The 22,595-nt window shown below is 57.2% G+C and carries 22 protein-coding genes; 16 read left to right on the top strand and 6 right to left on the bottom strand.

Going from position 1 to position 22,595, the window contains the following annotated elements; genetic code table 11:
* Positions 1–135: 135 nt before the first annotated feature.
* A complete protein-coding gene (locus EHN06_RS14790) occupies positions 136–915 on the top strand; it encodes a crotonase/enoyl-CoA hydratase family protein (RefSeq protein ID WP_127333305.1) in 780 nt (259 codons plus the stop codon).
* A 175-nt stretch (positions 916–1,090) separates the two neighbouring features.
* On the opposite strand, the gene EHN06_RS14785 is transcribed toward EHN06_RS14790, so the two are convergent.
* Positions 1,091–2,356, bottom strand: coding sequence for an alkane 1-monooxygenase (locus EHN06_RS14785; RefSeq protein ID WP_127333304.1), 1,266 nt, complete (start codon positions 2,354–2,356; stop codon positions 1,091–1,093).
* Positions 2,357–2,533: 177 nt separating this feature from the next.
* Here EHN06_RS14785 and EHN06_RS14780 point away from each other — a divergent pair, with 177 nt between their 5' ends.
* The 7 genes from EHN06_RS14780 to EHN06_RS21790 all read left to right on the top strand — a co-directional run bounded on the left by EHN06_RS14780 (position 2,534) and on the right by EHN06_RS21790 (position 10,624).
* Positions 2,534–2,797 carry a hypothetical protein gene (locus EHN06_RS14780; RefSeq protein ID WP_127333303.1) on the top strand — a complete coding sequence of 88 codons (264 nt, stop codon included), beginning with the start codon at positions 2,534–2,536 and terminating at the stop codon, positions 2,795–2,797.
* A 129-nt stretch (positions 2,798–2,926) separates the two neighbouring features.
* Positions 2,927–3,226 (top strand): hypothetical protein, encoded by a 300-nt coding sequence (locus tag EHN06_RS14775; RefSeq protein ID WP_127333302.1) that lies wholly within the window; start codon positions 2,927–2,929, stop codon positions 3,224–3,226.
* Between the two features lie 192 nt (positions 3,227–3,418).
* Positions 3,419–5,461 (top strand): PhoX family protein, encoded by a 2,043-nt coding sequence (locus tag EHN06_RS14770; RefSeq protein ID WP_127333301.1) that lies wholly within the window; start codon positions 3,419–3,421, stop codon positions 5,459–5,461.
* 222 nt (positions 5,462–5,683) lie between these two features.
* Positions 5,684–7,324 (top strand): methyl-accepting chemotaxis protein, encoded by a 1,641-nt coding sequence (locus EHN06_RS14765; protein WP_127333300.1) that lies wholly within the window; start codon positions 5,684–5,686, stop codon positions 7,322–7,324.
* Positions 7,325–7,391: 67 nt separating this feature from the next.
* The gene (locus tag EHN06_RS14760; protein ID WP_127333299.1) at positions 7,392–7,754 is read left to right on the top strand and encodes a DUF4870 family protein; all 363 of its coding nucleotides are present in this window, start codon (positions 7,392–7,394) and stop codon (positions 7,752–7,754) included.
* 414 nt (positions 7,755–8,168) lie between these two features.
* Complete coding sequence (locus EHN06_RS14755; protein ID WP_127333298.1) at positions 8,169–9,233, top strand: OmpA family protein; 1,065 nt, start codon at positions 8,169–8,171, stop codon at positions 9,231–9,233.
* A 23-nt stretch (positions 9,234–9,256) separates the two neighbouring features.
* The gene (locus EHN06_RS21790; RefSeq protein WP_127333297.1) at positions 9,257–10,624 is read left to right on the top strand and encodes a thrombospondin type 3 repeat-containing protein; all 1,368 of its coding nucleotides are present in this window, start codon (positions 9,257–9,259) and stop codon (positions 10,622–10,624) included.
* 319 nt (positions 10,625–10,943) lie between these two features.
* On the opposite strand, the gene EHN06_RS14745 is transcribed toward EHN06_RS21790, so the two are convergent.
* The gene (locus EHN06_RS14745; RefSeq protein WP_127333296.1) at positions 10,944–11,237 is read right to left on the bottom strand and encodes a DUF6316 family protein; all 294 of its coding nucleotides are present in this window, start codon (positions 11,235–11,237) and stop codon (positions 10,944–10,946) included.
* A gap of 162 nt (positions 11,238–11,399) precedes the next feature.
* Complete coding sequence (locus EHN06_RS14740; RefSeq protein ID WP_127333295.1) at positions 11,400–12,713, bottom strand: MFS transporter; 1,314 nt, start codon at positions 12,711–12,713, stop codon at positions 11,400–11,402.
* Positions 12,714–12,847: 134 nt separating this feature from the next.
* Here EHN06_RS14740 and EHN06_RS14735 point away from each other — a divergent pair, with 134 nt between their 5' ends.
* The 4 genes from EHN06_RS14735 to EHN06_RS14725 are packed head-to-tail and all read left to right on the top strand — an operon-like array spanning position 12,848 to position 15,763.
* Complete coding sequence (locus tag EHN06_RS14735) at positions 12,848–13,696, top strand: 23S rRNA (adenine(2030)-N(6))-methyltransferase RlmJ (RefSeq protein ID WP_127333294.1); 849 nt, start codon at positions 12,848–12,850, stop codon at positions 13,694–13,696.
* Positions 13,697–13,730: 34 nt separating this feature from the next.
* Positions 13,731–14,141: a hypothetical protein gene (locus EHN06_RS21525; protein ID WP_228257322.1), complete on the top strand. Its 411-nt coding sequence runs from the start codon at positions 13,731–13,733 to the stop codon at positions 14,139–14,141.
* Positions 14,114–14,950: a hypothetical protein gene (locus EHN06_RS14730; RefSeq protein ID WP_228257321.1), complete on the top strand. Its 837-nt coding sequence runs from the start codon at positions 14,114–14,116 to the stop codon at positions 14,948–14,950. The genes EHN06_RS21525 and EHN06_RS14730 overlap by 28 nt, the downstream gene beginning before the upstream one ends.
* A 12-nt stretch (positions 14,951–14,962) precedes the next feature.
* Positions 14,963–15,763 (top strand): mechanosensitive ion channel family protein, encoded by an 801-nt coding sequence (locus EHN06_RS14725; RefSeq protein ID WP_127333293.1) that lies wholly within the window; start codon positions 14,963–14,965, stop codon positions 15,761–15,763.
* Here EHN06_RS14725 and dctP read toward each other — a convergent pair.
* On the bottom strand, positions 15,740–16,843 hold the full coding sequence (gene dctP / locus EHN06_RS14720) for a TRAP transporter substrate-binding protein DctP (protein ID WP_127333292.1): 1,104 nt from the start codon (positions 16,841–16,843) through the stop codon (positions 15,740–15,742). The two genes, EHN06_RS14725 and dctP, sit on opposite strands and share 24 nt — an antisense overlap.
* A 137-nt stretch (positions 16,844–16,980) precedes the next feature.
* Positions 16,981–17,379 (bottom strand): DUF4168 domain-containing protein, encoded by a 399-nt coding sequence (locus tag EHN06_RS14715; protein ID WP_127333291.1) that lies wholly within the window; start codon positions 17,377–17,379, stop codon positions 16,981–16,983.
* A gap of 249 nt (positions 17,380–17,628) precedes the next feature.
* Here EHN06_RS14715 and EHN06_RS14710 point away from each other — a divergent pair, with 249 nt between their 5' ends.
* From EHN06_RS14710 to EHN06_RS14695, 4 genes are read left to right on the top strand one after another with little or no spacing between them, the layout of a single operon-like run.
* The gene (locus EHN06_RS14710; protein ID WP_228257320.1) at positions 17,629–19,101 is read left to right on the top strand and encodes an ATP-binding protein; all 1,473 of its coding nucleotides are present in this window, start codon (positions 17,629–17,631) and stop codon (positions 19,099–19,101) included.
* A complete protein-coding gene (locus EHN06_RS14705; protein WP_127333290.1) occupies positions 19,094–20,476 on the top strand; it encodes a sigma-54-dependent transcriptional regulator in 1,383 nt (460 codons plus the stop codon). The genes EHN06_RS14710 and EHN06_RS14705 overlap by 8 nt, the downstream gene beginning before the upstream one ends.
* The gene (locus EHN06_RS14700; protein ID WP_127333289.1) at positions 20,473–21,378 is read left to right on the top strand and encodes a DMT family transporter; all 906 of its coding nucleotides are present in this window, start codon (positions 20,473–20,475) and stop codon (positions 21,376–21,378) included. Before EHN06_RS14705 ends, EHN06_RS14700 begins: the two co-directional genes overlap by 4 nt.
* Positions 21,375–21,650, top strand: coding sequence for a GIY-YIG nuclease family protein (locus EHN06_RS14695; protein WP_127333288.1), 276 nt, complete (start codon positions 21,375–21,377; stop codon positions 21,648–21,650). Before EHN06_RS14700 ends, EHN06_RS14695 begins: the two co-directional genes overlap by 4 nt.
* On the opposite strand, the gene EHN06_RS14690 is transcribed toward EHN06_RS14695, so the two are convergent.
* On the bottom strand, positions 21,628–22,521 hold the full coding sequence (locus tag EHN06_RS14690) for an alpha/beta hydrolase (protein ID WP_127333287.1): 894 nt from the start codon (positions 22,519–22,521) through the stop codon (positions 21,628–21,630). The two genes, EHN06_RS14695 and EHN06_RS14690, sit on opposite strands and share 23 nt — an antisense overlap.
* Positions 22,522–22,595 lie beyond the last annotated feature (74 nt).

Raw genomic sequence — 22,595 nt, 5'->3', positions numbered from 1 at the left:
CACGAGTACATCCATGCAGGCTCGGCTGTGGCCATCCATGGCCACAGACGGTCCCGGGAGGTCGTACCAGCCGCTTGCGCCCAAACATGGGTGCGGCCTGCGGAATACCACAAACGAACTTTGAGGGTGTTGGAAATGGCTCTGGTTAACGTAGAAGAGAAAAGCCACATCCTTCTGATCGGGCTGAACCGCCCGGACAAAATGAACGCCATGAACCGGGCGATGTACCACGAAATCGCAGCGGCCTATCATCAACTGGAGAACGATCCTGACCTGAGAGTCGGTCTGATGTACGCCGAAGGCGACCACTTCACTAGCGGTCTGCAACTGGATGACTGGGCCGAGGTGTTCGCCAATGGCACAGGCATTGAACCGGGGGAAGGCGAGCTCGACCCCTTCCACGTTACCGGTGAAGGCCTCACCAAACCGGTTGTTTTCGCCGCCCAGGGCATCTGTTTTACCTGCGGCGTCGAAATGATGCTCAATACAGACGTTCGCGTTGCGGCCAAAGGCACCCGCTTCGCACAGTTGGAAGTCAAACGCGGCATCTTTGCCTGTGGTGGTGCGACCATTCGTCTGCAACGTGAAATCGGCTGGGGCAATGCCCAGCGTTACCTGCTCACCGGTGACGAATGGACCGCCGAGCAGGCTTTCCAGTGGGGGCTGATTCAGGAACTGGTGGAGCCGGGTGAGCAGTTCAACGTCGCCATGGACATTGCTGAGAAAATTGCCAGGGCAGCGCCGCTGGGAGTACAGGGCAGTCTCAAATCATCAAAAATTGCTGTCAGCGAAGGGCAGGAAGCCGCGAAGCAGCGGTTGTTCCCGGATTTGCGGCCGATCATGGCCAGCGAGGATGTAAAAGAGGGCATTCAGTCGTTTCTTGAAAGAAGGGACGCGGTTTTTAAAGGAAGGTAACCCCGGACTCTGAGCGGACGGCGGGCCAGCACCCAGGCCGGAGCGGTCAGCAGGGAACGTCTTTCCGAAACCGTCTGTGGCCGGGGATGGCCACAGCCGAGCCCTACATGGACGTACTTGCGGGCGTGTTTCGGAAAGACGTTCCCTGATGGCCGCATGCACCAGGGTTGGAATTCTAGGCGGCGTCCTCCGAAGCGGGAGCCTCTTTGCGTGCCTTGGCCTCGGCAGCCACTGCGGCGGCATAGTCCGCGTACTTGGCCATCAGCTCCGCTTTGCGGTCAGGGTCCCAGTTGATCTTTTCCAGATCCCCCTCGTAATGGTCGATCACCCGCTTATCCATCATCTCGTACCACCAGGACGGCAAATAGGCAGGCAACAGCATCGACGCATAACCACCCGGCAATTGCGGCGCGTCCTCGAAGTGACGCAGAGCCTGGAAGCTGCGGGTCGGATGCGCGTGGTGGTCGGAGTGGCGCTGCAGCTGATACAGGAACAGATTGGTCACAATGTGATTGCTGTTCCAGCTATGGGACGGCTTGGTACGCTCGTACTTGCCCTTGGCATCCTTTTGACGCATCAGGCCATAGTGCTCCACATAGTTTACTGTCTCCAGCAAACTGGCACCGTAGGCCGCCTGTGCCGCCAGGAACGGAATGGCGCGGGGCCCGCACACCAGGGTGGTGGCGCCAAAGAACCCGGCGCTCATCGCCCAGCCCTGTAGCAACTCGTTGTCCAGACTCCAGAATCCCTTGCCCTTGCGGGCCAGTCGTGCTTTCTCGATCTTTACGGCTGACTTGATGCCGCCCACCACCGTTCGTGGCAGGAACTTCCAGAAGCTTTCCCCCATGCGACTGCTGGCCGGGTCCTCGGGGGTTGCCACCCGTTTGTGGTGACCAAAGTTGTGCTCCACCACAAAGTGGGTGTAACCCGTTGGGGCGAGGGCCGCCATGGCCATCAGCTTATTCAGCTTGTTGGACTTGTGGCCCAGTTCGTGAGCCGTGTTGATACCGACGCCGTTAATGGCGCCCACTGTCAGGGTCAGTCCGATGCGGTCTGCCAGGGGTGTTTTCTTACGACTTGCCAGCCAGGCCCCCATGAACGTCATGGCATACTGGGTGGGGATAAACGCCTTGACGATCCGGTCGTAGTATTTGTCCTGCTCCAGGGTCTTGACTGCCGATTCGGGAGGATTGCTTTGGTCTTCTCCAATGGCCCGGTCCAGCCCGGGAATGATGCCATGTACCAGTGCCGGTCCGGTCCAGGCGAGGGCCCGGAGCTTTTTCGGTGCAATGGCATACCCCGCCAGAGCGGCAAGTCCGATCCCCGGCAGTGCGGGTCCCATCAACCATAGATAACGTTTGGGGTCTTTCCAGTCCTGGCCTGCCTGGGACGGGGAGGAGGTTTCCGTTATATCCAGATTGTCGCGGGTTTTTGTGTTCATTGTGGGGCTCCAGTTATCAGGATGTCTCTTAACTTTATGTCGGACAATCTTGCAATGCAACAGTAGGCTTCGGTCATTATGGGTCACCGGCTGTGCACTTTCTGATGGCTCTGGCGGATTGGAGGTTTATGAACCACACTGAACCTATTGGTCACGACCTACAGGGAAGAACCAGCCATGACCTCGAATAACCTCTCCAACCCTCAGCAACCCGTCCATTGGTCCATCCACGAGTTTTTGCAGGAACACCTGTTCTCCTCCCGGATTCTGGAGATTGTGTATCGGGACGATGCCGGTCAGGTCCAGATCATTCACGATGTGATCCGGGATCTGTTCAGCAGGGCGGGGCAGGAATTCGTGCTGATCGGGCGGGGTCAGATGCTTCGGCTTGATCACGTCGTGATGGTCGATGGCATGGAAATATCCGCCGGCATTGGCTGATTCGTCGGATAAGGGCCCTGTCCCGCCATTATGGGTAACAGAAGGGTAATCCCCCGGTAATTGCCTCTCATGTATCCGCAGCCCTACACTTGCCTTCGTTGTTTACATTCGCCAAAGAAAGGACATGGTATGAACAAGCTAACTTTGAGTGCATTGGTTCTGATGATGACGCTGGGCCTTGCCGCCTGCAGTCAGGAAGATGAGGGTGCCGACATCGAGCAGGCTGAGGATAACGCCGGTGAGATGATGGAAGAGGCCGGCGATTCCATGGAAGAAACCTATGAAGAGGCTACCGGGCAGGACGAAAGCGCCATGGAGGAAATGCAGGAGGGTGCTGAAAACGCCGCTGATGAGATGGGCGATGCGGCGGAAGAGGCTGGTGACGCCATGGAAGAGGGCTACGAGGAAGCCACTGACGATAGTAAGTAAGCAATGGCCATTGCTGAATGCCGAAAGCCCGCTCCGCGCACACGGAGCGGGCTTTTTCGTGATCGGATGTCTGAAGCCGGTTGTCAAAAAACGTTAAGAGTACTGTCTTCTTTTTGACTGCTGTCTGTCATTTAATAGCCTGACACTGTCCTCTCATAAACATGTACCCATAACCAGATGAGAGAGGCACCGATGGCTAAGCAAGACCTGGACCCCAATTATCTTGATCCGGATTACGAGCCCGTGGTCAATCACTCGGGTAACACCCCGTTTACCTCTGTTCTGGCGTCGCGGTTGAAGCGACGTACCGTAATGAAAGGAACCGTGGGTGCTGCGTTGACCAGTCTTATGGGGGCGGGGCTGGTGGCTTGCTCCGACGACAACAGTGATGACAACGGCAACGTCGATGGTGGAAACGGTAGTTCTGATGGCGCTCAAAGCGAAACAGAACTCGGTTTCAAGGCTGTTGCCGTCTCTGATGCGAACCAGGTAATTGTGCCTGAGGGCTATACCGCACAGCCTTTTGTTCCCTGGGGAACGCCTTTGACCGGTGATTATCCGGACTATCGCGCGGATGGAACCAACACCGGGGCTGACCAGGAAAATCAAGTGGGCATGCACCACGATGGCATGCACTTTTTCCCCATCGACCAGAAAGCTGGCGGCAACAGCTCTACGGAAGGTCTGCTGGTGATGAACCATGAATACATCAACCAGTCTGCGCTGCATCCATCCGGTGCCACCACGAACGGAGACGGTACCCGGCCTGCGGATGAGGTCCGCAAGGAAGTGGCTGCCCACGGCATCTCCGTTATCCATATCAAGCGATCCACGGATGGTGAGTGGGACGTGGTCCATGGCAGTCCGTTCAACCGTAGGGTCACCGGTGGCACACCAATGGATCTCCGCGGGCCACTGCGTGGTTATGAAAAGCTGGTCACCAAATACAGTCCAACGGCCACTGAAACCCGGGGCACACTTAACAATTGTGCGATGGGCCCCACTCCCTGGGGAACCTACCTGGCGGCTGAAGAGAACTGGCACGGCTACTTCGCCAACAGCGACGCCACCCAGCCCCGCGAGCAGGTACGGCATGGAGTGGGTTCAGCTTCTCGCTATGACTGGGAGCTGGCCGACAGTGCAGAGGATCGGTACCTGCGGTTTGATGTTTCTGTAAAGGAGGCATCCGCCGACCTGGATTACCGGAACGAAGCCAATACCTATGGCTTCATGGTGGAGATTGATCCGTTCACGCCGGAGAGTAAGCCACAAAAGCGGACTGCCCTGGGGCGTTTTGGGCATGAAGGCGTCATCTTTGCTCCCGCGAAAGAGGGAGAACCGGTGGTTTGCTATTCCGGTGATGATTCCCGTTTCGAATACATCTACAAGTTTGTTTCCGCGCAGCCATACCACGCAGCAACCGCCGGCGGTTACCTGCTGGACGAAGGCACGCTGTATGTGGCGCGCTTCAACGAAGATGGTTCCGGGGATTGGTTGCCACTCTCACTGGACGATGAAGAATTCTCCGCGAAGGTGGCAGCAGCCGTGGGCACCAACGTCGGGGATATTGCCTTTGATGGCTTCGACAGTCAGCAGGATGTTCTGCTCAATACCCGCCTGGCCGCGGACATCGCGGGTGCAACCACAATGGATCGTCCGGAGTGGGGCGCGGTGGACCCGAGAACAGGCGAAGTCTATTTCACCCTGACCAACAACAGTAACCGGGGCAAGGACGGATATGACGACGTCAACGCCGCGAATCCGGTGGTTGAGAACCGCACAGGCCACATCATTCGCTGGATGGAAGCGGGCAATGACCATGCCGCCACGGCGTTTGAGTGGGATATTTTCGTGTTTGCCGGCGAGCAGGGCACCGAAACAGTCGTGGACGGCGAAGCCATTGTGACCCTCGACGATTCCAACCTGTTCAACAGTCCGGATGGTCTCTGGTTCGATTACAACGGTCGTCTGTGGATCCAGACCGATGGGAGCTGGAGTGAGCCGTACCTCAACAACATGATGCTGGCCGCCGATCCGCGGACACGGGATATTCGCCGGTTTTTCGTTGGCCCGTATGGATGTGAGGTTACGGGTGTTGTCACAACCCCGGATGGCAAGACCATGTTTGTCAACATCCAGCATCCACAGGGTAACTGGCCTAATGCCGATGAATCCCGGCCCCGGGATGCAACGGTTATTGTGACCAGGGATGATGGTGGTGTTGTTGGTGCCTGAGTCTATATCCCCCTAGGCTAACCATCACGCCAGACAGCAAACGCGGGCTGCTCAGATAATGAGTGGCCCGCTTTCGTTTTGCTGCTTTAGTTCCAGTTCCCCCTGCCGTTACACGATAACAAATCAACTAAAGTATGAGATCTTCACTCACCTCACTTCAGTAAGCTTCAGAATGGCCTTCAATAACAATACTGATTCAGACAACTCATCATCGAGGTTGGCATGGCACTACTTTCGCGACCTGTGGTCTTTATGGGAGCAATCCTGGCGGTTGCAATCGGGGGCGCTGGCATACTGGTGGCATCTGTGACCGGTCTGGACGCGCCTTCACTGCTCATAGGGATCATTGTTGGCCTGGTGGCCGCTTCCGTCTATTTTGTCCTGCGTGTCCTGGAGCCGGTTGAGCGGGGGCTGAAAGAACTTAACTCTGGTCAGTTGTCTGAGGGGAATCCCCTCAGTGATCAGTGTGGCCGTCTGGTATCGGATGCCAGGGTGGGGCGGGCGCTGGTTGAAACCCTCTCCGGGAGTGCCGATAAAAACGCCATTTCCGCTGCCCAGGTGTCATACGCTGCGGACCAGCTCAAACTTCGGCTGGACCGCCAGGTGGAAGAAACCGCCCAAATGGCAGACTATACCGGCCAGATCACTGAAACCGTCCGGGAGTCATCCCGTCAGGCAACCGATGCTGCGACCATGGCTCAACAGGCAAGTCAGATCAGTGCCGAGGGCCGTCAGGCTTTGACTGGCGCTATTGAAAGCGTGCGGGTCGTGCATCAGCAGTCCGGCGAGAATCTCAGGTTGATTCAGGAGCTGAATGAGAAATCCAACAAGATTCAGGGTGTCACAACCACCATTCAGGGGATCGCCGAACAGACCAATCTGCTGGCCTTGAATGCCGCCATTGAGGCGGCAAGGGCGGGCGACCAGGGGCGCGGTTTTGCCGTGGTGGCGGACGAGGTGCGGCAACTGGCCGGTCGGACGGCCCAGGCCACTGGCGAGGTGGCTGAGACCCTGCAGGATATTCGTAACGACACCACGCTGATTGTTACCCGTATTGAGGACCTGGCCCGAAGTGTGGAGGAAGGCCTGATCTCAGTTGAAAACGTGGGTGAGCAGCTGGATCAGATTCGCGATCAGTCCGATCACCTGCAGCAGCAAGTGGCCCGCATTGCGGAAAATGACCAGAATAACGAGCAGAGCCTTGAGCGGGTATTCATGGCTATCGGCACGGTTCGTGACCAGATTTCCGAAAGCGACGGTAGTGTGAAGTCCCTAGCTGAGCAGGCTGCAACGTTGATGGAGCTGGCCGAGAAAGCAAATGCCGCTTTCGCCCTCAACAGCGATGCCAGCTATCACCGTTTCTTCTACCAGCAGGCAAGGGAAGGGGCGGACAGAATCGGTCAGCTGTTTGAGCAGGCTATTCGTGATGGCAAAATCACCCAGGGAGCGCTGTTCGATAAAACCCGGAAGCCGGTTCCCAACACCCGGCCACAGAAGTATTCCAGTGCATTTGACCAGTTTACTGACCAGTATCTGCCGTCCGTTCAGGAGGCCGTCAAGGATTCGCATAATGCCGTGGTGTTTGCCATTGCTGCAGCGCCGGATGGCTACGTGCCAACCCACAACCGGGATTTCGCCCATGCCCCGACGGGGGATCCCGACGTCGACCTGGTGAAAAGCCGTAGCAAGCGGCTGTTCAATGACCGCACCGGGGCACGATGTGGCAACCACACCCAGGATATGTTGTTACAGACGTACCGGCGGGATACCGGCGAAATCATGCATGACCTGTCGGTGCCGGTATATGTAAATGGTCGCCATTGGGGTGGTTTCCGGGTCGGCTATCGTCCGGATAATCACTGAGGCGGCGGGGCTTCCGTGCCAGCAGGCATGTGGTAGACTTCGGCCATCGAATTGACTGGAGCTGCCCGTGACCGACCCCGAATTCATTCCTGCCGATTCAGATCCTGTCGCCCGTCGGTCCGACCCGGCCCGTAACCTGGCCGTGTTGGTTTATATCCTGCAGGGGCTGTCTTTTTTCCTGGGAGGGATCACCGGACTGGTTGGCGTCATTATCAACTACGTCAAGATGGATGATGTCAGAGGTACCTGGATCGAGCCTCATTTTCGTTGGCAAATTCGCACTTTCTGGATCGGGTTGTTGTGGACGGTCATCGGCATCGTTACCACGCCGCTTATTATTGGCTGGTTTGTGTTGCTGGGGATTTCCATCTGGCTGATTTTCCGGATTGTGAAGGGGGCCCTGGCCCTGAATGACGGAAAAGCGCCATAGGTTACTAAAAAACAACAATTCTGTGATTTATACCCATGATGGATAGAAAAATCACATATTTTTTAGAATATTTTGTGCCATAAAGTGGTCGCTAGAAAACCTGATATTTGGTCAGTTTTCTGGCGCACTGTGTTCCAGAAGTTAACATCCGTCTTATCCCGCCCCGAAACATTAATAAAAAGTCATTAATTTTCAAATGCATGGGGTCAGTCATACCTCTCTCACGCTCGATCATTCTTTTTATTTCCATCCAGTTCTTTCGTAGTCACCCGAAAGTGTCATGGCTTTTGTGGCCTTTTGTAGGTGGCAGTCGGGCCAATTGTTGCCAAATTTTGTCCTATACTCTGGGCAGTTAGCGTGTGAGCCAGCTCACACGGTGGCTGCCGTACTGACAAAAAAGGGAGAGCATTTGGAATGAGGAAGCCGATACAAATACCTTCGTTGCTGGCCGCAAGCATTCTTGTGACGCTGGCGTCGGAAGTGGCCCAGGCTACAGACAGCGTTCAGCACACCACCGAGATGTCGGTCATGGGTGTCTATATTGAGCCGGATAGTGATCGCACCGACGAATATGGCTCTGCCGTACGGGTGATCTACGGTATTCGTCTGGACAGGCACTGGTGGCTCGAGCCCCAGGGCTTTGCCGGGGTCATCGAAACCGGCGAATCCGGATTCACTGACTATTACCAGCAGGGTCTGGGTGCAGATCTGAGCTACCGTTTCTTCGGTGACCAGGAATTTACCCCCTATGGCCTGATTGGTGGCGGTGTTTCCCGAAATGACGTTGCCAACAATTCCTCAAGCGAGTTCGGCGGCTTTGCCAACGTCGGGCTCGGCCTGATGACTTCTCCCTTGACACAATCCGGGCTCCGTATCCGCGGTGATGCCCGTTATTTCTATGACTCCTTTGACGATGGCCAGTCCGATATCCAGTTCAGTCTGGGGCTCACTGTCCCGATTGGCGCCACTCGCAGGCAGATTGTCGAGAAGACAACGGTTGTTGAACGCGAAGTGGTGGTCGAGAAGGACTTTGCCGATTCCGATGGTGATGGTGTGGTTGACGGTGTCGACCAGTGCCCGAACACTCTGGAAGGGCTGGAAGTGAATTCGGTGGGCTGTGTTGATACCGATCGGGAACAATCTGTGGTCCTGCTGGGGGTTACCTTTGAGTTCAATTCCGATCGTTTGACCGCCAATGCCCGGGACCTGCTGGTTCGTACCGCCGATGCCCTGAAGGGGCAGCCGGATCTGGAAGTGGAACTGGCCGGCCATACCGACAGTGTCGGTTCGGAAGAGTACAACCGTGATCTCTCCCAGAGGCGGGCGGAATCGGTTCGAAACTACCTGATTGACCTGGGGGTTGCGCCAGATCAGATGATTGCCACCGGCTACGGTGAATCAGATCCGGTTCGCAGCAACGACACAGAAGAAGGACGAGAGCGGAATCGTCGCGTTGAATTCAACGTGCTCTCCCGCTAAGTGTTGGCCAAAGGAGTAACACAATGAAAATAAATCAATTTAACTGGTATATGGCATTGCTGTTCACGGCGGTGTTGGCGTTGGCTGGTTGTAAGTCGGATAGTAATGGCGGATCTGATAATGGTTCCGGGGGTGATGTCGGTGGTGATGTCATTCAACAGGATGGTGATGGTGATGGTGTTGTTGATCTTGAGGATAATTGCCCCTTTGCCAGCAACCCTGGCCAGACTGATACGGACGGTGATGGGATCGGTGATGTGTGCGATACCGATGCCGATGGTGACGGGGATGGTGTGGACGACACCCTCGATAATTGTCCCACTGTGAGCAACCCGGATCAGAACGACATCGACAATGATGGCACGGGTGATGCATGTGATCCTGACATGGATGGTGACACTGTGGAGAACTCTGCGGATAACTGTCCGACGGTTTCCAACCCCGGCCAGGGCGATCGTGATGGTGACGGCACAGGCGATGCGTGTGACACCGATGCCGATGGCGATGGTGTGGATGATAAGGTCGACAATGGCGATGGTACATTCACGTCCATTTCTTCGTCGGAAGGTGGTGATAACTGCCCGCTTGAGCCCAATGCGGATCAGGCCGATTCTGACGGTGATGGCACCGGTGATGCCTGTGAAGATGTCAACGATCCTGATGGCGATGGCATTGCGACCGGTGATAACTGCCCATTGACGTTCAACCCGGATCAGACGGATACCGATGGCGATGGTTTCGGTGATGCCTGTGATACCGATGTTGATGGCGATGGCGTTCTGAATGACGTGGATAACTGTCCGGAGACAGCGAATGCCGATCAGGCTGATACTGACGGCGATGGCGTCGGTGACGCCTGTGACCTGGTGGATGATTCAACATATGCCTGCGCGGTGAGCGGTGAGCAGTTTGTGCCGCTGCTGGCGCCTGAGTCCTCTGCCAGCGATACCTCCAGTGGCTGTCTGATCTGCAGCGTTGCCAACCTCGGAAACCTGGTGGACGACGATCTGACTAATGCAACAACTCTTAGGCTGGAATTGAACGTTGCCGGCTACGTTGCGGCCAGGGTTGTGGATAGTTCCAGGATTTATCCGGCTAACAACGTTGTAGGGGTTGCGGTGTCTGATCCTGAGAACGCGCTTAGTGTGGACCTGCTGGAAAGCATCACGATTGCGACTTATCTAAACGGTGAGGTTCAGGAGTCCAATGTCGATTTTTCAGTTCTGGGGCTTGATCTGAATGGGCAGTTGGGAGATACGGAGGTTGCGTTCCTGACTCTCCAGACGTCCCTGACGTTTAACGGCATCGAGATACGAAACGGTGCCCTGGCGGACGTACTTAGTGATCTGAACGTTCACGCAATGTGTGCCAGCCCGACAGATATCCTGTAGTAAAGCAGGACGCCCGGATTCGGGCGCATATCTTCGAGGGCTGGATTGATCGACTCTCGGAAACAGAAAAGCCCCGGAGTTTTCCGGGGCTTTTCTGTTTTCAGATCCCTGAAGTTCAGTAGTGAGTTCCCGCAAGTGGTGTTGTCAGGCAGGTGGGGCTCGCTCTAGCAGGGGAGTGGGAGAATTCAGAGACTGCTAACCCAATGTGCGGCAGTCAGGCCAATGGAGAATGCAAACAGCGCTACGAATACCCTGTATCGCCGGTGATGAGGGACAAGTATTGCCTGCTCGCCCTCGTCAATTCGGTGTCGATCCGTTGTCACGAAGCGACCATCCCCTGACGGAGAATATACGCTTCGGCGCACAGGGCGCAGTTGGTTTTGTGGCAGTGTGCGGAGTCATGAAGTGAAATGCCGGAATGCGGCTTGCCGTCACTGTCGTTGCGGGTGTTTACACCCTTATAGACGTGGATATGGCGACTCAAGGCCTCAGAGGCTTCCTGCTTGCTTGGGAATGGGCCCAGATCGGACTGTTCCCGGGTCAGTGCGTACCAGCCGAAAGCGGTGTGGACCAGTCGATTGGTATGGCTGGAAGGAATTTTTGGGTCTCGCATGTTCAATCCTCAATGGATATATACTTCAGAACTACTACACGAAACGGCACATCCATGTTGTCTTTATCCCCGCAAGGTACAGACCTACCGCTGCTGGCTCGATGATACGATCTGATCATGTAAATGCATTGATTTTTGTGACGCAAGTCATGGTTTTGTCGGTCAATCGTCGGTGACCTCTTTCAGGCGCAGTGCGCTGACGGTGCCCGCCATCCCCATTAATCCAAGCGTCAGGATAACCGCCACATCGGAGATCATCGAGATCAGTGCCGTGAATCCCCCGGTAACCAACAGCAGGAAGCCGATAACGGTGTTGCTGACAGCGGTATAATCGGTACGTTTGTTACCTCCGGCCATATCGACCAGATAGGTCTTCCGACCCAGGCGGACGCCGGCATGGGCAATGCTCAGGATAAAAAACGCAAGGGGGTAGAACCAGACGCTTCCGGCTTGTTCGTCGGTAAACAGGGCGACGGCGCCCACCAGAAGGCAGGCGGAGCTGGCAATGGCCGCCCCACGAATCATCACCCGTCGGCTGGAGGTATCCGCCATCCAGCCCCAGACGCTTGCACTGACGGAACTGGCCAGGCTGCTGGCCAGGAGAAATACCCCCAGAAGCCAGCCATTGTCTGCTTGCTTTTGCGCCAGCACCACGAAATACGGTGATGCCAGGGCGGAACAGAGCAGCAGTGCACGGGTGATGACAAAATGACGAAAAGGCGCGTCGTCCCGTAATAGTGACAGGCTCTTCACCGCTTCGGTCATGGCGTTGCCGCCACCACCTGTTTCACCGTGATGCTCCTGTATGTTTGCAAACAGGAAGCCGGCGATCATCCAGAGCGTGGCAGCCAGTAGCAGGAGCAGGGCATAGAAGGTAAGGCCGGGTTCACCGCGATCCCAGAACAGGAGGACTGTCAGCACCACGGTGATTGATCCGCCGATGGTGGTTGCCAGACCCGACAAACGACCCCGGCGGGTCTTGGGGATGCATTTACCCTGCACGTCCTTCATGGAGACCGAGCAGAATCCCCGCGCCAGGGAAAAGAACACCAGCGCGGCAATGACTCCACCGCCGGCGATATAGCCGTCGAAGAACCAGATGCTGGCCGCCATCGCAACGACACTGATTGCCTGACCAACGCTGCCCAGTGTCCAGAACCACTTCCTTATGGGTTTGCGGCGAACCCAGGCCGCAATGACCATCTGCGGCACCATGGACCCTGATTCCCGGATCGGCACCAGCCAGGCCACCAGGGCAGGGGCGCCTACCGCGCTGAGCAACCAGGCCAGGACAGTCTTGGGGCTGATTAGCAAGTCGCCGAGTTTGGTCAGGACGTTACTGGCCAGTATCAGGAAAAAATTGCGGGGAACTTCGCGGCAGGCTTCATCGGGGATGTCCTTGCAGACCCTGGCGTCTTCCTCGTTAGCGATCAGGGCGTAGAGTTGTTCCGCAGCATTGCTGGACTTCGTTGACAAGTGTGTCTCCTCTGGAAACCGGGGTCCGTTCGGAATGATAACAGGGCCGGGGCGAGGGCCCCAGTTGGCTTGCTCCCTTTCCGATCTTAGGGCCTAATGCGGACATACGACGACAGATCGCCACAGGATGCTTCATGCTCAGCTATCTTCATGGGTTTCACGCCGGTAACTTTGCCGATATCCAGAAACACGCGGCCCAGGTTCTGGCGCTCCGGATGCTGCAGATCAAGCCATCCGGCATTGCCTGTTTTGATACTCATGCCGGCAGCGCACTGTATGACCTGCGCAGTGAGCGTGCACTGAAAACAGGTGAAGCGGAGCAGGGCGTCCAGAAACTCTGGAAGCTTGCCGGTGAGCAGGCATCGTCACTTGCAGAGGATTGGCAGCCGTTGATTACTGCGCTGGCAGATATCAACAGAGGGCGCCCAACCCTGGACCGTTATCCCGGTTCACCGGAGTGGTTCCGGCGCTTCCGGCGCTCCCAGGATTCATTGACTGCATTCGAGCTTCACCCGACCGAGGGGCGGCACCTGGAAGATTGGGCCGGGCAGGGCAAGGTCCGGGTCTTTCGCGAGGATGGCCTGCGCGGCCTGTTACGCCAACTGCCACCCCGGTTGCCGCGCCTGTTCGTGCTGATTGATCCCTCCTATGAGGTCAAATCCGATTACCGCGCGGTGGCGGATACCCTGGCCAGCGCCTGGCGCAAATGCCGTCACGGCGTCTATCTTGTCTGGTATCCGATATTGACGTCTGGCCTGGAACAGACACTGAAACAGGCGGTAGTGGATGGCCCGGTGTCGCGGGTTCTCTGTAGCGAAATTCACCTGAAGTGCCCTCCGGACAGGGGCATGGTTGGGTCCGGGATGCTGGTGGTCAATCCACCCTGGGGCTTTGACGAACGTCTTGCTGCCATGCTGGCCAGTGTTTCAGGTGACGATTGCCTGGCGGTGACTGCGTCCCTGGACTGGCTGGTGCCGGAGTAGGTTGCTTCTTTTTTGCTGTGAGGGAGTGTGTTGCTTGGCCAAAGTCGCCGAAAAGGAAACCATTAATCCGGACCTGCCCGGAGGCCTGATTCCACTGGAGGAGTGGCGGCTTCCTGAAACATCCGTTCATCGTTCGATCAAGGGCGCCATACGCAATACCTGGATACAGGTTAGGGCCGGCCTTTCCCCCGATGAAGAAGCGTTCCAGAGTCTCGATGAGCTTCCGGCTTTGTCGCAAGCCCAGATTGAACGCTTTGCGCCCGACCCTGATTATGCCCGCATGGCCAGGCTTTTTCTGGTGTCCATGGCGGAAAGTGGGTGCACCAGCCCCGTGAGTTTTCTGGTGGCACCGCCATTTTCGGGTGTTCGGAGAGCGCTTCAGGCTCTGGGAGAGGACGAATCGATGGGGGACAGGCAATGGATCCAGCCCCCGGTAACCTGCTGATGTCCGACAGTGATGCAAGGGCCTGGTGGGATGGCTGCGATTTGTCGAAACCCTGGGTTATTCCCGAACTGGCGAGCTTCTGGCTTCGTCACCGTTGTGGGCTGTCGCTGGTGAAGGAGCTCTTGCGGCGGGTTGCCGCCGGTGAAGCCGGTGAAGGGCTGATTGGCTGTTCCAGCTGGTGCTGGCGGTTCTGGAGTTGTTATCTGCCTGATGCGCGTTTCCAGCCACTGACGCCTGCGCCCATGGACGCTGACAAACTGGGCCGTTGGCTTGGTGGCCTGGCGTCTGCCCATCATGAGTCCGGAGTCGTCGCGAGAATGGCTGACACCGGATTATGGGTTCTCCCCTCCGACCCGGAATTACTGCAAGAGGGTCAAAAGTCATCGAACCTTCTCCGTGATCTGGCAGCCCTGTCCAGGGGAATTCCCGGGGTTGCCCTGATGATCTGGCAGAAGGCCTTGCGGTCCCGGCCAGAGGAGCAGCAGGATCCGGCTGAGCATGCGCCGACCTCTCAGTGTTGGGTTGCACCACTGGATAAGCTCAGCCTGCCAGTGGTGCCTTCCTCTCCCGACCGGAAACTTGGTGTCGTGCTCCATGCCCTGCTGCTGCACGATGGACTGGGGAGCGACCGTCTCGAGCTGGTGACCGGTATGCCCGGCCATGAGGTGGATCCCATACTGAGCCGGTTGCGCCGGGCGGACCTGGTCGAATACCACGAGAGCGATGAGGTATGGCGGGTAACCCCCTTGGGATATCCGGCGATTCGCAGGCAGCTTCAGAGCGACGGCTTCCCCGTTGATACTTTTTAACAGGAGCGGTGTATGGGTGATCTTGGTATAAGTGACGCATTTTCCGGTATCACGATCAACGCCCTGCTGGAAGCGTTATTGCTGGTGGTGCTGGCCTCGATCCTGATCATGCTGGTGCAGAAGCTGTTGCCGCGTGTGGCGGAAACGCTGGGTGGCAAACCGCGGTTATATCTGTTGGCGTCGGTACCGCTGGTGCGATTGCTGGTCATCGTGGCCACCATCATTCTTGTGGTTCCGGTGCTGGTGGAACCGTCGTTCGAGAACATGATTGCAATCTTTGGCGCCCTGGGCCTTGCCCTGGGATTTGCCTTCAAGGATTACGCCAATAGCCTGATTGCCGGCATCGTGACGCTGTATGAAATGCCCTACCGCCCGGGCGACTGGATTGAGGTCAACGGGCAATACGGGGAGGTGAAGTCCATCGGTACCCGTTCGGCGGAGATTGTCACTCCGGACGACAACGTGGTGATCATTCCCCACAGTACCCTGTGGACGGCGCTGATCGCCAACGGAAATGATGGCTCTGATAACCTGATGTGCGTGGCGGAGTTTCACGTCGAGCCCCACCATGAAGTCAGCGCTGTACTGTCGCTTCTGCGGGATGTTGCTTACACCAGTCCGTTGGTGAAAACCTGGCAGCCAGTGTCGGTGACGGTTCGGAATACTCCCCATGGCATGCAGTACAAGGTCAAGGCGTATCCCCTGGCTCCCAGGGAGCAGTTCCGGTTTATCACCGACCTGACAGCCCGGGGGGCGGAAGCACTGGCGTCGGAGGGGGTCCGGATGGTGTCAGTTCCTGTTGCCGCTGCTTGAGTCTGTCAGTTCCTGTTTCAGGCTGGTGACCATGCCCAACACCGTGTCGAGAATCTCTCCACCGCGATCGCCGGTCTGTTCAACGTAGATATCCCGGGCGCTGAGGCTGGCTTCCCGGAAACGCTCGCGCTCCTCCTCGGTCAGTTTTACCAGCGAGATATTGCTGTCCTCGGTAATTTTTTGCAGCCTGGACTCGTTCAGAGCTGTCTGCTTTCGGTAAATCAGTCGGGCAACTTCCGTGAGGGCCTCATCCAGCCATCGCTGCTGATCATCCGGCAAGGTTTCGTACCATTCACGATTGGAGACCACAGAGGTCACGAATTGGGCCGGGCGTGCAAAGGTCATGGTGCTTTGGACCTCATAGAATCCCATCTCCTCGATCGCAAAGACCGGATTGGCCTGACCATCAATCCGCTGCAACTGGAGGTCGCTGTACACCTGGGAATAGGGGGTAGGCTGAGGATCGGCGCCATAGGCCCGGTAAGCTTGCGAGGCGATGCCGGCGGTCATGGTTCGGATCTTTAGCCCGTCAAAGTCCTCGGGACTGCGCAGGGGTTTATTGGCGGTCCACACCATCCAGCCTTCCGGCACAAAGCCCAGGAGCTTCATGTTGTGCTCGGCATAGGGCTCACTGAATAGTTCCAGAAGCTGGTTACTGGCCAGCAATTTGCGATTAACCTCATTATGGTCGGACAGCACATAATGCAGGGTAAACATACCCACTTCCGGGATGGTGTCGGCCAGGTGCCCGGGGGAGGCAAAGGCAAGATGAACGGAGCCGTCCTGCGTCAGTTCTGTCAGGTGGGCTGAGGTGCCCAGGGAGCCATAGGGGAAAATGTCCAGTTCAATGTTGCCATCGGAAATGTTTTCGATCCGCTCTTTGAGTTCATTGGCATAGAGATGCTGGACGCTGCCTTCGATTTCTTCCAGAGCAAATCGCCAGGTGACAGGGTAGTCCGGTAGGCCGTTATTGGATCCGCTTGCCTCGGGCTCTTTCTCCTGCTGTGGTTCCGAGCAGCCTGCCAGCGCGGCCAATACAGCAGCGAACAACAGGGTGAGCCGGGGGCGAACTGATGGCATGTCTGTGTCTCCAATGCGGTTTTCGGACTGAAACTCCCTTTGATAACGTACCACAGGATACCGTTTCCGGCTGCTTGGGCAAAAAAAAGACCCCGGTAGCGGGGTCTTTAACTGACGATACTCGCAGGGGGATTCGATTACATCAGAGCATCAACACGGTTTCGAACCTTCGGCTCACTGTTGTAAGCCGTGGCGATCGCGTTGTAGGTCGGAATGTCCAGGCCGGCATCTTCGATAACGGTGACCATCTTATCGTTGGCCTCCATCTGCAGCTTCTGGGCTTTTTCCTGAGAGTCCGAATTCTCGATCTTCTGCATGTATTCGTCGCGGATATCATTGATGCCGCTTTGCGCTTCGACGAATTTCTTCAGCTCCGCGTCGTTATAGGTGGTTTCTTGTGTGCCCGCCGCTGCAGGGTTGCTATAGCCATCCTGACCGGTCTGGGCGGGGCTCTGCTGCTGGCTTTGCTGCGCCAGGGCGGGACCTGCGGCAAGCAGTGCCATGGAGATGGTCAGTGACGTGAGAAGTTTGTTCATAGCGTTACTCCTTTCTCTTCATTTGGGCCGCCGAAAGTCAAAGACGGCCGCCGATGTGAAACCAGGTTGTTGCGGTGCATTTGTGTTCGTACCCTTCAGGCAGTCAAAGTGCGTGCCAGTTTTTAGTTTCTGTTTAAATTCAATAAAAACAATAATGTAGAAATTTTCTGGGTTAATTTCAGGTAATAACGGTTGTGGCTAAATGTCACATGTGGCAAAACGGCGTGACATTTTGTCGGAGCATCCTTTATGCAAAGGCCTGTCCTGAATGCGGGAAAAATGTTTCGTTCCCTGCGTTTGACACTGGTGCTGAGTCTTGTGGTACCGCTGATGGTGTTCAGCGGTCTGGCAATTTACCTGGGGTTGAGCACGGTAGAGCGCAATCTGAACGATCGGCTGAGGGAAGATCTCGAGCTCGTGGCCCGGGCTGTCAGCGGTCCTCTTTCCAGAGCCATGTCCGAAGGGGATGAGATTGTGATGGGAGAGTCCCTGGAGTCTATCTTCCGGATTGGCCGGGTGTACGGCGCTTCGGTGTTTGATGAGGATGGCAAACAGGTTGCCAGTCTTGGTGTGGCGGACACTGACGTTGCCAGCAGTGAAAGCGCCGAGCAGGTTATTTCCAGTGGTGAGTTGGGCGGAGCTTTTCGCCGGGTCGATGGCGAATCGGTGTTTTCCCAGTTCACGCCGTTGGTCGCCGGGGATGGTCGTATCCAGGGCTTGTTGCAGATTACCCGTAAACGCAGTGACTTCCATGAGCTGGTAGCGTCAAGCCGTCTGTGGGCCATCGCCATCTGGTCATCGCTGTCGCTCATTGTCATTCTCGTGGTGGTTCTGGGGCATTACGGTGCCGTGGGACGCCACGTCAGCCGGTTACTGGAAATCATGTATGGTATGGCGCCCGGGCATTGGCGTGTTGATTCACGCCCCGGCGGGCCCCGGGAGTTGAGGCAGATTCACGAGGGCCTTCAGGATATCGGTGATCGAATGGCTGCGGCCGAAGAGGAGATCAGTGAGCGGGTCATCCGGGAGCGGGAACTGGCGGAACAGCTTGAGTACCAGGAAAAGGTGGCGATGATCGGTCGGGTTGCCGGCGGCGTGGCCCACGAGCTGGGGGCGCCTCTGAACGTCGTCCAGGGGCGGGCAAATATACTGCGCCGCGCCGGACTGCCGGAGGGACAGGAACGACATCTGAACGACATCGAACACCAGGTGGAACGCATGACACTGATTATCCAGCAGTTGCTGGACTGTTTCCGCCATGTGCCGGACTCGCGAAGAAATACCGACCTGGCAGCGATTCTGCGTGAGGTCACCGCCCGTATTGACGATGACCCCAAATGTTCTTCGAAAGCGTTGGTAACTCGCGGGCTGGACCAGCAGGCAGGGATCAGGGCCGAACCGACCCGTCTTGAACTGGCTTGTGTCAACGTGGTTCGTAATGCCTGTCAGGCGGCTGGAAACCGGGTCGAGGTGTCCCTGTTGCACGACAACGGCTTATGGGAAATCCGCGTTGATGATGACGGCGAGGGCATTGCCCCCGATGTTCGGGAGCGTATTTTTGAGCCTTTCTACAGTACCCGTCCGGCGGGAGAGGGCACCGGCCTGGGGCTGGCAGTGGTGGGCAGTGTTCTCAAGGAGCATGGTGGCTATGCGCAGGTTGGTGAGAGCCCCCTCGGTGGCTGTCGTATGAGTCTGTTCTGGCCGGGAGGTGAATATGAGTAACAGACATCCTTCCATCCTGCTGGTTGAGGATGACGCCAGTCTTCGTTCGTTGCTGGCGGAAGAGCTGGAACTGGATGGATACCGTGTAGAAACTGCATCGACCGCAGCGGAAGGGAAGCACAAGGCGCTGTCGAGCATGCCCGGCCTGATTGTCTCTGACCTGCGTCTGCCCGATGAGGACGGGCTGTCGATCCTGAGGGAAGTTCAGGCCGCGGGACATTCGGTCCCTTTTATCATCATCACGGCCTTTGGAACGGTTGACCAGGCGGTGGATGCCCTCAAGGCGGGCGCCGATGACTTCCTGACAAAACCCTTATCAACGGACCACCTGCGATTGAAAATCCGGCGGCTGTTGGCCCAGGCCGAAATCACCAGTGAGCTGGCCAGGTACAAATCCAGAAGCAGCGAGGATACATCCCTGGGCCTTGTGGGTGAGAGTGCAGCCATGCGACGACTGCGTACGGAAATCCGCCAGGTCGCCCGCAGTCATGCGGCCGTATTGATCAATGGAGAGAGTGGCACCGGTAAAGAGTTGGTGGCAAGGGCCATTCACCAGGAAAGCGAGCGGCAGTCAAAACCGTTTCTTCCGGTTAACTGCGCGGGTATTCCCCATGAGCTGATGGAAAGCGAATTTTTCGGTCATGAGGCGGGCGCTTTTACTGGTGCAAAACAGTCCCGGAAAGGGCTGTTCGCGGAAGCGGATGGCGGCACCCTGTTACTGGACGAAATCGGCGAAATGCCCCTGGCGCTGCAAGCCAAGCTGTTGCGGGTATTGCAGGAGGGCACCATCAAGCCGGTGGGGGCCGACCAGGAAGAAACCGTGGATGTCCGCATTATAGCGGCGACGCATGTGGATCTCCTGAAGGCGGTTGAGGAGGGTGCTTTCCGGGAGGACCTTTACTATCGGCTGGAGACCCTGGCACTGGTGGTTCCGCCGTTGCGTGAGCGGGGTGACGATGTTGATATTCTCGCCATGTATTTCCTCCGGGAGGCGGCCCTGAGGCACAATCGCGGCTTTATGCGTCTTGGTGAGGTGGCTTCCCGGACCCTGATGGATTATCCGTTCCCGGGCAATGTGCGGGAGCTGGCCAGCGCCATCGAGCGTGCCGTGACCTTTTGTGATGGTGATGTAATCCAGCCGGAACACTTGCCTGCCAGGATACGTAAGCGTCAGGCCGAATCGCCGGCCGCGCCTGCTCGACTCAATACGGAAAATCTGGCAGATTGGCCGACCCTTGAAACCCTCCAGCAGAATTACGTCAACGACGTCATCCGTGCCGTGGAGGGTAACAAGCGCCGGGCCGCCCAGATTCTGGGGGTGAATCGAAGGACACTCTACCGCTGGCTGGACGCCGGTGCGGGAGAAAAACAGTGACCAACCAGAAACAGGCGATGTTGTACGGCTTGGCAACGGTGTTGCTCTGGTCCACCGTGGCGACCGCATTCAAGTTGTCCCTGCGTGAATTGTCCCCCGTACAGATGCTGGTCATCGCCTGCGCGGCATCGGTGATGGTGATGGCGACGATTCTCGTACTCCAGGGGCGCTGGCACCTGGTTTTCTCGCTGAGCCGCAAGCAGTATCTGCAGTCCATCGGGTTGGGGCTGATCAACCCATGCCTCTACTATTTTGTCCTGTTTGGCGCTTTCGACCGTCTGCCCGCCCAGGAAGCTCAGCCACTGAACTACACCTGGGCCCTGGTGCTGGCGTATATGTCCGTGCCTTTCCTGGGGCAGCGGCTGCGTCGCCTGGATATTATTGCGGGCCTGATCTGTTATGCCGGGGTGGTGGTCATTGCCACCAGGGGGGATGTCCTGTCACTGACGTTTTCGGACCCGCTCGGTGTTGGGCTGGCGATCGCAAGCACGTTGATCTGGGCGTCCTACTGGATCATTGCCACCCGGGATACTCGTGACCCGGTCGTGGGACTGTTCCTGAACTTCCTCTGCGGCTTGCCGGTTATCGCCGTGATATGCGGGGTCACCGACGGTTATGACATGGTGCCGGGTACGGCCTTTGCCGCAGCCGTATATGTGGGGGTTTTCGAAATGGGGATTGCTTTCGTGCTGTGGTCCTATGCCATGAAAAAGGCGGAAAACACATCACGGGTCAGTAACCTGATCTTTATTTCCCCGTTCCTGTCCCTGGTGTTTATTTCCCTGATACTGGGGGAGGTCATTCTGCCATCGACCTATGTTGGTCTGGTATTGATTGTGGCCGGGCTCTGGGTGCAGCAACGCAAGGTCAGGGAGCGCGTGTCACAGGTGGAATGCGGATGAGTGGCTGGTACCTATACATGGTGCGGACGGCAAAGGGGGCGCTGTATACCGGCATCACCACGAATGTGGAGCGCCGGTTCGCAGAACATCAGGCCGGTGGTCCGAAAGGGGCAAGAAGTCTGCGAGGAAAGGGGCCGCTTGAGCTGGTGTTCACCGCCGAGGTCCGCGACCGGAGTGCTGCATCCCGGATGGAATGGCAGCTCAAACAGTGGCCCCGTGCCCGCAAGGAGGCGTTGGTTCGGGGGGACACTACTTTGCCCGGTGACGATTGAGGTGTGCTGCCGCGTCGGTCAGGGCGTCGGTTGCTCGGTCCAGTTGGCCGGCATGGACCTGGAACACATGCCAGAGGCTGTTATAGATTTCCAGGGTGGCCTCGCCGCCTTGCTGGTTGACCCGGTCCGACAACCGCTGGGCATCGTTGAGCAGGATCTCCTCGCTGCCAACCTGAATCAGCAATGGAGGTAAGCCGCTGAGGTCGCCGTGGATAGGAGAGATCAGGGGGTTGGTTCTGGGTTCCTTGCCTGTGTAAAGCCTGGCCGCTTTTTCGATCCAGCGTGGCTGCAGGACGGGCTCGCACTCCGGCGAATAGAGGTGATCGTGTGTCAGGTCGACCCAGGGCGAGAAAACCGTTAGCGAAGCGGGCAGTGGGCGGCCCTTGTCCCGGAGTCGCATGGCCAGAGCGATTGTCAGACCGCCACCGGCGGAATCACCGGCAATGGCAATAGAGGCAGGGGCATGACCGTCTTTTAACAGACCTTCATACGCGGCTTCGGCATCATCCAGGGCTGCGGGAAACGGGTGTTCCGGCGCCAGTCGATAATCCGGTGCAATGATGGTGTGGCCGCTGGCCCTGGCGAGGTGGCCGGTTATTCCCCGATGGGTGGACGGGGATCCGATAATGTAGCCGCCACCATGGAGGTAGAGCACCACGCCCTCTGTTGAAGCTCCATGGAGTGTGCGGAGTGCCTTGATGCCGCCAACGGTGACCGCGTCGAATTTGCAGCCCCTGGGAGGAATCGAGCTGCGATAGGCCTGGGCAATAATTGTGCGCTGGAGGGAAACCGGTACTGCCGGGTGCAGCAGGGGACGAACCATGCGGTTCATGGTTTGTCTTAAACTGGATTCAAGCAGATGTTGCAGCATGGGTTTCTCCATGGAATTAATCAGGTTCTGTCCGTGATGATACGGCGGTGTGCTAACCTAGTGGCGGAAGCTGA

The sequence above is a fragment of the Marinobacter sp. NP-4(2019) genome (genome assembly GCF_003994855.1).
In the GTDB taxonomy this organism is placed as follows: Bacteria; Pseudomonadota; Gammaproteobacteria; order Pseudomonadales; family Oleiphilaceae; genus Marinobacter.
This window is presented reverse-complemented; position numbering and strand designations above follow the sequence as displayed.